Origin of the sequence: Mycetocola reblochoni REB411 (genome assembly GCF_900163835.1) — a bacterium.
Lineage (GTDB): Bacteria > Actinomycetota > Actinomycetes > Actinomycetales > Microbacteriaceae > Mycetocola_B > Mycetocola_B reblochoni.
The window spans coordinates 1-2,709 of sequence record NZ_FUKR01000038.1 but is presented as its reverse complement, the minus strand read 5'-3'; the positions used below and the strand labels follow the sequence as shown (position 1 = coordinate 2,709).

The following is a 2,709-nucleotide window of genomic DNA, read 5'->3' as shown; positions in this document are numbered from 1 at the left end:
AGGCTGCCCTCTCAGGCAAGCCAGATCAGATGTCACCTAAACGTGCAGCAGTCCCAGACCACTTCCGACGGCGGCGCGGGGTCGGCTACCGCGCTGTCGAACGCGCTGGCGAGATCATCTTCGGCGAGAGTCCGCACCGCATGCACATAGCCGAGCCAAAGATCGGTCATCGAGGATATACTGCGCTCCGCAGCCGCAAGAGTATTCAGTTGTACCTGCTGGCCGCCGCCTGGCTGCTTCTTGTCGTCATCCACGGCGTAGACCATTGCCTCCGTGAACGTTTTCGCGAACAGCAGTGCTTCCTCGATTTGCAAACGGGAGCCAAGTAGCTTCACGAGTGGACTGCCGCGATCGGCGAGTTCTACGGCGGTCGCATCATGCCCGTCTCGGATCAGTGAGGTGAGAAGCCGGTTCAGGGCATCTGTGATTCCTCGTTCCACCCAGAGCGGATCGGGCTCCAGCGCGGGTGTGACTCCGGTCGATGTCGCCAGTGCCATGCTCAGGCGATGGTGGTCCAGAGTGAGCCAGTTCGGGTGAGACGGTGTGACTCCCCACCAGTCACCGGTTGTGGGAATCGAGCCCTTGGCGTTTGCATAGCGGGCTGAGATGTTGAGGAGCTGGTTGGCGACGCGGCGCGAAGCGGAGGGTTCTGACGCCTGCTCCTGAGACAGCAGCACCGTGATCTGTCGGTAGAGGCGAAGCACTTGGGAGGCCTCATGGTGGGCTATCACCTGGTTGGCCTTGTCCGAGGCGGTTGCAGGCGTCGTCACGCGACGCAGTGCTCGATCGAATCGCGCAGGCAGGGCCTGGCTGAGTGTGGACGGGTCGAAGAAGTTGAAGAGCTTGTTGCCCAACAGCATCAACCTCAGCACCGCGTTGAGTGACAGCATTCCCAGGACAACTATGCTCACCATGCTGAGTTCTCGCACAAATGCACCGACCAGCAAGAGGAGCACCCCGAACACGAGGGCGCGCACCACGCCTCGGACGTAGATCACGCTGCTGCGTTCCTCGATGAAGAGTGTGCGGATCTCTGCGGGAACCGACCGGTAGGTAGTCGAGGCCACTACGCCGACCGTTGTGAAGAACAGCGCGAGGAAAGTAGCCGTGGCGGTGACCGACGCACCGATGAGAGTCTGGTACGAGTTTGGTTCAAAGCGTCGGCTGAGTTCGCCCAGGGGGCCGGGAAGGTATGCCGCGACCCATGCGAGGACTTCGCACACCACGACCAGAAGGGCAGCCGACAGTGCCGGCCACACCGACCGCTTGGCAAGAGTTGCTGCGATCCCGAGATCACGCTGCTGGTCTTCCAGCCAGCCCCGAAGACGCTGCCCACGAACGGAGCGCTGTAACTCTCGGCGAGACCGCTGTTGTCGCTTCGTCCAGTAGCGCAGGGTCCCGAGTTCTCGAAGCCGCGCAGCGGTGCGCGCCGCCGCTGGACCGCCGCGGCGACTCATCAGGTCGCCCATCGCGCTGTCAGCGTGTGACTGGCGGTACCCGGCGGAGTGCAGCACCCGTTGCGCACATACACCAGGATCTCCGTCATGACCCAAATCTACGCGTGCGAGGGACCCCGACGCCGTGGCGTAGCGGCGTGGCGTCGGCCCCCTGTCGATCCCGGCAGCGATTCACCGGCTCAGCACATGGGTCCTCCGGAGCCGAGAACCTTGAAGCTCGACACCCTGCTCGCGGCTTGTCTCGCGACGAGCGCCGGGGCTCACTTGGAGCGGTGGACGAAGCGCAACGCCGCTGCCAACCAATGCTCGACGGACGGTTCCCACCGACACGCCGCCCTCGGCGCCGACCTGCGCCAACGCCATTCCCTCCAGGTACAACTGCGTCGCACGCTCCACCCCCGCCATTCAGGCTGCCGCCCAAGGAAATCGATCCTGAGACTGTGGGGCCGATCTTCATTCGGACCGTCCGCATTTGGTCTGCCCTCGACCGCTCGCTTGAGCACACCTCAACTCCACTCGCCGCGTCTTTTTGCTTGCGATGACAGCGGCCCGTGATGAAATACGACTGTGGCCTCCCAGATTGCGACAGAGCTGACGAACCGGCGATCCGTCGCGCTCACCGAGACGGTTGTACTTAACGGCCTCGGGTGGCTGTTCCGCAGTCAGGAGACGAGCGACTTCGGCATTGACGCACACGTCGAAATCACGACAGACGAACGGGCAACAGGGGAGCTCATAGCCCTACAGATCAAGGGCGGGTCCAGCGCGTTCAAGACTCCGACCGAGGACGGCTGGTACTTTTCGGTCACCGCTAAGCACGCCGATTACTGGCTCAATCACTCGCTGCCTGTGCTGCTAGTGCTGGCGGATCTCGATTCGAGTCGATGCTTCTGGCAAGTCATCGATTCGAACACCTTGGAGTCAACGGGCAAGAACTACAAAGTCCTCGTACCGCGGGGGAATGACGTTTCCGCGGCGTCAGACGAGTGGCAAGGGCTCACTCGTAGATACCTTGAAAACACAGACCTGCTTTACGAGACGAACAGTCAACGATTGCCGCCCGCCTCAGTCGTTCGACTTGACGAGCTTCGGAAGACGGACTCGCTCGCCGCGGCCTCCCTCGCTGCGGACCTTGCAGCCGGGCGGGGCAATCCCCGGGAGGCGATAGTGGAGCTCGTGCGATCTCGGCGTACGTGGCTAGGGCGTGTCTCCTAATAGGGTCGCCCAGGTGAGGCAGGCGTGGAGGACGGCT

The 2,709-nt window shown here is 62.8% G+C and carries 2 protein-coding genes; one reads left to right on the top strand and one right to left on the bottom strand.

What is annotated here, in order from left to right; genetic code table 11:
* Positions 1–32: 32 nt before the first annotated feature.
* The gene (locus FM119_RS07405) at positions 33–1,469 is read right to left on the bottom strand and encodes a hypothetical protein (RefSeq protein ID WP_143822648.1); all 1,437 of its coding nucleotides are present in this window, start codon (positions 1,467–1,469) and stop codon (positions 33–35) included.
* A 555-nt stretch (positions 1,470–2,024) separates the two neighbouring features.
* Between FM119_RS07405 and FM119_RS07400 the strand changes: the two genes are divergently transcribed.
* Entirely contained in the window at positions 2,025–2,672 is a 648-nt protein-coding gene (locus tag FM119_RS07400; RefSeq protein WP_087137044.1) for a DUF4365 domain-containing protein, read from the top strand.
* The last annotated feature ends 37 nt before the right edge of the window (positions 2,673–2,709 follow it).

Coding starts and splice junctions, on each gene's coding strand:
- FM119_RS07405 (WP_143822648.1), bottom strand. CDS start 1,469: ATGGGCGACCTGATGAGTCGCCGCGGCGGTCCAGCGGCGGCGCGCACC.